This is a genomic window from Pseudoclavibacter helvolus, from assembly GCF_049707175.1.
Classification (GTDB): domain Bacteria; phylum Actinomycetota; class Actinomycetes; order Actinomycetales; family Microbacteriaceae; genus Pseudoclavibacter; species Pseudoclavibacter helvolus_A.
Map to the genome: position 1 here is coordinate 1 of NZ_JBNAFM010000052.1, position 327 is coordinate 327.

Annotated in this window: 1 protein-coding gene; it reads right to left on the minus strand. The window is 71.6% G+C overall.

Annotated elements, in window-relative coordinates:
• Window positions 1–327 (minus strand): DUF222 domain-containing protein (locus ACPYN9_RS17235; protein ID WP_424468126.1); only part of this gene is annotated, 327 nt, incomplete at both ends.

Here is a 327-nt window from a genome sequence, read left to right on the forward strand (position 1 = left end):
CGCGCCGTCCGAGCGCCGCGACCACCACAACCCACGCTCCGCCGCGATCTTGTCGGCCCGAGGCTCGTCCCCATCCGGATCCAAATACGACACCCACAACGCCGCCTGCACCTCCAGCGCCCTCGGCGTGGCCGGCTGCTCGTCCTCCGGGTTCAACCCACACGCCGACGCCACCAACTCCGCCTCCGCCCGCGCCACATCCTCCACATCGACACGGTTGCGCGTGTGATCGAGGCCCTTCGTGATCGCCGCCGCCTGCGCAAGCGACATCACCCCGGCCGACACCGCCCGAGCCACGCTCGGGTACTTCGCCGGGATCGGCTCCCC